Genomic DNA, 6,080 nt, shown 5'->3' on the forward strand with positions numbered 1-6,080 from the left:
AGATCGCCCGCGACGACGACCATGCGCTTCTCGCGGGTCCGGCCAGCTCCATATGCTCGGGGCATGGAACTGCGGATCTTCACCGAGCCCCAGCAGGGCGCCAGCTACGACCAGTTGCTCACCGTGGCCCGCTGCGCGGAGGACGCCGGCTACGGCGCGTTCTTCCGCTCCGATCACTACCTCATGATGGGCGAGGCGAGCGGCGAGCCCGGCCCCACCGACGCGTGGACCACGCTGGCCGGCCTCGCCCGGGAGACCAGCCGGATCCGGCTCGGCACGCTGATGACCGCCGCCACCTTCCGGCTGCCCGGGCCGCTGGCGATCACCGTGGCGCAGGTCGACCAGATGAGCGGCGGCCGGGTCGAGCTGGGCATCGGGACCGGCTGGTTCGCCGAGGAGCACACCGCCTACGGCATCCCGTTCCCGTCGCTCGCCGAGCGGTTCGACCGCCTGGAGGAGCAGCTCGCCGTCATCACCGGTCTCTGGACGACGCCGCGTGGCGAGCGGTTCGACTACGACGGGCGCTACTACCCGGTGGCCGACTCGCCCGCGCTGCCGAAGCCGGTGCAGGCTCCGCGTCCACCGATCCTGATCGGCGGTACGGGCAGGAAGCGCACGCCGCAGCTCACCGCCCGGTACGCCGACGAGTTCAACCTGCCCTTCGCCTCGGTGGCGGATTCGGCGGCCCAGTTCGACCGGGTACGGGCGGCCTGCGCCGAGATCGGCCGTGACCCGGCCGAGCTGTGCTGGTCGAATGCGCTGGTGCTCTGCTGCGGGCGCGACGACGCCGAGGTGAACCGCCGGGCCGCGGCGATCGGCCGGGAGCCCGAGGAGCTGCGCGCCAACGGCCTGGCCGGCACGCCCGCCGAGATCATCGACAAGATCGGCCGGTACGCCGAGATCGGCGCCGAGCGGATCTACCTCCAGGTGCTCGACCTCGCCGACCTCGACCACCTCGAGCTGGTCGCGGCCGAGGTGATGCCGAAGGTCTGACGCCCGTTCGCTGACGTGTCCCGCCGGGGCGGCGGGGAGGGCGTCGGCACCGGCGTCGGCGCGGGCGGCGGCGCCGGCGTCGGCCGGGGCCCGGGCGACGAGCCGTCCGGGCCCGCCCCCGCCGCCGCGCCGCCGACCGGGGCGGTTCGCCTCGGCCGGGGAAGGGCGTCTCCGCCTGGCTTCGGATCGAGGTGACTGTTCATGGGCGTAGGGTTCCCCGAGGCGCCGGTGCCAATCGTGTCCGAATGACCGGTGCCCGCCGGCCCCGGGCTGTCGGAGGATGCGCACACTGACGACCATTGCCAGAACGGGGGAAGGGCGTGGAACTGCGGCGGAACCGAGGCTCACTCGTACTACCCGTGGTCTGCGTGCTGGTGGGCGTGGCGCTGCTGGTGGTGCCCCGGGAGGCGGCGTTGCTGCGCAACCTCGTCGCGGTCGGCGCCATCGTGCTGGGCGGCGTGGTGCTGCTCGGCGCGTTCCGGCCGTTCCGGTTCGGTATCGGCGCCGAGGGGCTGACCGTACGGCGGCCGGGGCTGCGCCGGGTGATCAGCTGGCCGGAGATCGACGCGCTCGTGCTCGACGAACCACTGCCCGTCGAGGGAAACCCCGCCTCGCCCCGGCTGCTGCTGGTGCCCACCCCCGGCCAGCTGCTCGGCGTGCCGACGAACGCCCGCTACCCGGTGGACGGCCGACCCGCGGTGGAGCTGCTCGACCTGGGTCAGGTGCGGGAGCAGCCGGACGAGATCTCCGCGGCGCTGACCCGGTACGCCGGCGCCCGCTTCACCGACGCGCTGCAGCTGCGCCGTGCCGCCTTCACCGTGCCGGAGCTCGGGGTGGGGCTGCGCGGCTACCAGACGGACCAGGTCGACAAGCTCCTCCGGGTCGGCCAGGAGGCCCTGGCCTGGGGCGGGGCGCCGGAGCGGCAGGCCGCCCGCGCCGAGGTCGAGCGGGCCCGGGCGGGCGGGTTGACCACCGCCATGCGCGGCTACAGCACGATCGACGTCGACGAGGCGCTGCTCGCGCTCGACACAGCCCTCGCCGAGGACCGCTCGACCGACCGGGAGACCACCTCGTGACCAGCGCCGACGAACTGACCGAACCCGCGCCCGCCGGTGCGCCGGCCGACGTGCCGCGCCGGAACTGGGCGGGGAACGTGCGGTACTCGGCGCGACGGTTCCACCGGCCGGCCGACGTCGACCAGCTGCGCCGGCTGGTCGCCGCCGCCGAGCGGGTCCGGGTGGTCGGCACCGGGCACTCCTTCAACCGGTTCGGCGACACCCCCGGGGACCTCGTGAGCCTCGCCGGGCTTCCGCCGGAGATCAGCATCGACCCGGAGCGTCGGCAGGTCACGGTCACCGCCGCGCTGCGGTACGGGGACGTGGCCACCCGGCTGCACGCCGAGGGGTACGCCCTGGCCAACCTGGCCTCCCTGCCGCACATCTCGGTCGCCGGGGCGATCGCCACCGGCACCCACGGCTCCGGCGCGCGCAACGGCAACCTGGGCACCTCGGTCGCCGCGCTGGAGTTCGTCACCGCCGACGGTGACCTGCGCCGGGTCGACCGGGACGCCGACGGGGAGGTCTTCGCCGGCATGGTGGTCGGCCTCGGCGCGCTCGGCGTCGTCACCCGGGTCACCCTTGATCTGCTGCCCACCTTCGAGGTGCGGCAGTACGTCCGGCTGGACCTGCCGCGCGAGCACGTCGCCGAGGCGCTCGGCTCGGCGTACAGCGTCAGCCTCTTCACCGACTGGCGAACGCCGCGGATCAACCAGGTGTGGCGCAAGCAGCGGGCCGGTGAGCCCGCGCCGCCGCTCGACTGGCTCGGTACGACGCCCGCCGACGCGCCGCAGCATCCGGTGCCCGGCATGCCGGCCCGCAACTGCACACCGCAGCTCGGTGTGCCCGGGCCGTGGCACGAGCGGCTGCCGCACTTCCGGCTCGGCTTCACCCCGAGCAGCGGCGACGAGCTGCAGTCGGAGTACCACGTGCCCCGTTCGGCGGCGGCCGAGGTGCTCGCCGCGCTCGACCCGATCGCGCACCTGATCGCGCCGGTGCTGCAGATCTGCGAGCTGCGTACGGTGGCCGCCGACCGGCTCTGGCTCAGCCCGAACCACCACCGGGAAAGCCTCGCCGTGCACTTCACCTGGGTCGACGACCCCGCCGTGGTGCTGCCGGTGGTGGCCGCCGTCGAGGAGCGGCTCGCACCGTGGCACCCGCGCCCGCACTGGGGCAAGGTGTTCGGGCTCGACCCGTCCCGGGTGGCCGCCGCCTACCCCCGGTACGCCGATTTCGCCGCCCTGCTGACGCGCCTGGATCCCCGGGGCGTGTTCCGCACCGAAGAGCTCGACAAATACTTCCCCCGCTGATCCCCGCGTCGGACACTCGGCGGCGGCCGTCCGGGGTCGGCAACTCTCGCCGGCCGTCCGGGGGTCAGCGTCGCTCGCCGGCCGTGTGTTCGCGGAGGCTGCCCCGCTGCACCGCCCGGCTGATGTCGCTCGGCGAGACGATGCCGATCAGCTGATCGCCGGTCACCACCAGCGCGCGTCCGTCCGCGCACTCGTTGAGCCGGGGGAGCAGCTCGTTCAACTGCTCGTCCGGGTTGGCGAGCACCAGCTGCTCCTCGCGGCACGCCACCTCGGCCAGCGTGGTCGCCGACCGGCGCTCGGGCGGGATCCCGCGTACCCGGTCCAGCGTGACCAGGCCGATCGGCCGCCCCCCGTCCTCGGTGAGCGGCAGCGCCGAGTGCCGGTACGCGAAGAGGTACCTGTCGACGAAGTCGGCGACCGTCATGTCCGCCGACGCGGTCTGCGGCTGCGCCGTCATCACGTCGCTCACCCGGACGCCCTGCAGCGCGCTGCCCATCCGGGCCTGCCGCTCCTCCATGGCGGCGGCGCCGATCAGGAACCAGCCGATCAGCGCCAACCAGAGCCCGCCGAACCCGACGCCGGCCAGGAACTGCCAGATGCCGAGGGCGATGAGCAGCGCGCCGAGCGCCCAGCCGGCGCGGGCGGCCACAATCGTGGCCTTCGTCCGGTCCCCGGTCCACCGCCACACCCCGGCGCGCAGCAGCCGTCCGCCGTCGAGCGGAGCGGCCGGCAGCACGTTGAAGACCGCCAGCAGGATGTTGATGCCGGCCAGCCAGGCCAGCACCCCGAGCGCGAGTCCCCGGTACCCGACCTGGGCGAGGATGATGGCGAACGCGCCGAAGACGACGCCGATGCAGAAGCTCACCAGCGGGCCGATCCCGGCGATGCGTAGCTCGGCCCCCGGGTCCTTCGCCTCACCGTGCAGCTCAGCCACCCCGCCGAAGAGCCAGAGCGTGATGCCGCCGACCTCCAAGCCGTTGCGCTTGGCCACGATCGCGTGGGAGACCTCGTGGGCCAGCAGCCCGACGAAGAAGACCACCGCCGCGACCAGCCCGGCCAGCACGTACAGGATCACCGGCCGGTCCGGGTAGGAGCGGGGGAACTGGCTCGCGGCCAGCCCCCACCAGATCAACGCGAAGATGACCAGGACGCTCCAGTTGACCCCGACCGGTACGCCCGCGACCCGCCCGAGCCGAAAACTCGCCCTCATGAACGGGTGATACCCGTGCAGCCTCCGGCCATGCCAGGGGCGTGAGTCACCGAGTGGACGATCTGACCGGTTTTCCGTGCTGCGCGAACATCTGCGCCAGTTCGGTTCGGCCCCGCTGCACGACGTCGATGAGCGGTGCCAGGTCCAGCTCGTTCGGCAAGGGCATGTCGGTGACAAGGTCACGAAGGTTGAACGGGTTATCCAGCCAACGATGCAGCGCCCGTCGATCTGCGGCTGCCCGGACGTCACCGGGAAGAGTCCAGACATCCTTCGCGTACGACGTGTCGTCGGCTCGAACGGACGCGAGTAGACCCGAACGGCGCACCAGGCACGGGTAGCAGCATCCGCAGTGCAGTTCGGGCTGGCTCCTCGGCGGGCGGCCGCAGCTCAGGGTGGTTGACGTCAGCGTCATTTGTGGCAGCCCGGCCTCGATTGCGCGCTGGCAGACCTCGCCCTTGGTCAAATGAAGGTATGGGTTGACGACAGCGACGGATCCGCCTACAGACCGGATCATCTGGTTGAGCAGACTCAGTGTGTAGGGGTGCACCGACCGGGTCGAGCAGGCGGCGGCCCGGGCTGGCGTCAGAGCGGCGTTGAGGGCTAGCTGACCGTTCTCCGGTATGGCGACCCGTGGCACGTCATGAGCGGCGGCGAGATAGACAGCGGTGGCCACATACAGCAGGCCACGGGTTCGCGCCGATGGTTCGAGCTTTTGTCGCCGCACGGAGATCTGTTGCGATGCCTGCAGCTGTCTGAGGGTTCTGCGCGACACCGCGCGAATTGCTCCGAGAGCGCGATCTTGTTGGCCCTTCCACTGGGGCTCGTAGTACGAGACGAGCAGTACGTCTCCGGCTGGCACCTGCGAGCGCTCGGCCGTGTATGCGAAGGAGTCCAATCCTCCGGAAAAGAGTGCTACCTCTGCCACCGGCGTGTCCGCAACGGCCCGCTGCTGATGCGGCCAAGCCGAAGCACCCGGACGGAGGCTGATCGTCCACTGGTCGGCCGTCAACGTCTCGGCCACTCGGGACAGCAGTCCGAGAGCGGGACCGGCCCAGATCCCGGGCGCTTGTACTTGAACGGAGAGATCTATCTGTCGGCTCCAACCGTCTTCGGCGGTAGCTCGGAGCGACATCTTGTCGGCGAGGTAGACGGCCCGGGTCAGATGCACCAGGTCTTGGGCCCATACGGGCCGCTCTCTGGCAACTTCTGCGAGTGCTTGCAGAGGCTCGTCGGCCCCTGCCAGAAGTCCACGGTCGATCGGCACCCGATTTCGATCTACCGCCGTCGGACCATCGGTCTGGTATTGATAGGCGAAACGTGCTGGGCTCACGCAGCCATCTCCAAGTCCGTGTCGCCGAGGCCGAGCGCCCCGTTGACGGTCTCCGCTAGGTCGTGTCTCGAAGTCAGATGGCGCGTGTCGGTGATCGATAGATAGCGAGGTCTCCGGTAGAGGGTTCATCGACGAAGAAGAACCTGAATACCGGAGACCTCGTGGCCACCATAGCGGTGACG

5 protein-coding genes are annotated in these 6,080 nt (G+C 71.5%); 3 read left to right on the top strand and 2 right to left on the bottom strand.

Features of this window, described 5'->3' with window-relative positions; translation table 11 throughout:
• Positions 1 to 63: 63 nt before the first annotated feature.
• From D7044_RS27240 to D7044_RS27255, 3 genes are all read left to right on the top strand, one after another.
• A complete protein-coding gene (locus tag D7044_RS27240; RefSeq protein WP_120690578.1) occupies positions 64 to 993 on the top strand; it encodes an LLM class F420-dependent oxidoreductase in 930 nt (309 codons plus the stop codon).
• 320 nt (positions 994 to 1,313) lie between these two features.
• On the top strand, positions 1,314 to 2,069 hold the full coding sequence (locus D7044_RS27250; protein WP_147434728.1) for a hypothetical protein: 756 nt from the start codon (positions 1,314 to 1,316) through the stop codon (positions 2,067 to 2,069).
• Positions 2,070 to 2,119: 50 nt separating this feature from the next.
• Complete coding sequence (locus D7044_RS27255) at positions 2,120 to 3,358, top strand: FAD-binding protein (RefSeq protein WP_120690595.1); 1,239 nt, start codon at positions 2,120 to 2,122, stop codon at positions 3,356 to 3,358.
• Positions 3,359 to 3,422: 64 nt separating this feature from the next.
• Here the strand turns inward: D7044_RS27255 and D7044_RS27260 are convergent, their stop codons facing one another.
• Positions 3,423 to 4,568 (bottom strand): site-2 protease family protein, encoded by a 1,146-nt coding sequence (locus tag D7044_RS27260; protein WP_120690581.1) that lies wholly within the window; start codon positions 4,566 to 4,568, stop codon positions 3,423 to 3,425.
• A gap of 46 nt (positions 4,569 to 4,614) precedes the next feature.
• Positions 4,615 to 5,898, bottom strand: coding sequence for a 7-cyano-7-deazaguanine synthase (locus D7044_RS27265; protein ID WP_158610036.1), 1,284 nt, complete (start codon positions 5,896 to 5,898; stop codon positions 4,615 to 4,617).
• Between the last annotated feature and the right edge of the window lie 182 nt (positions 5,899 to 6,080).

Origin of the sequence: Micromonospora musae (assembly GCF_003626635.1) — a bacterium.
Taxonomy (GTDB): domain Bacteria; phylum Actinomycetota; class Actinomycetes; order Mycobacteriales; family Micromonosporaceae; genus Micromonospora; species Micromonospora musae.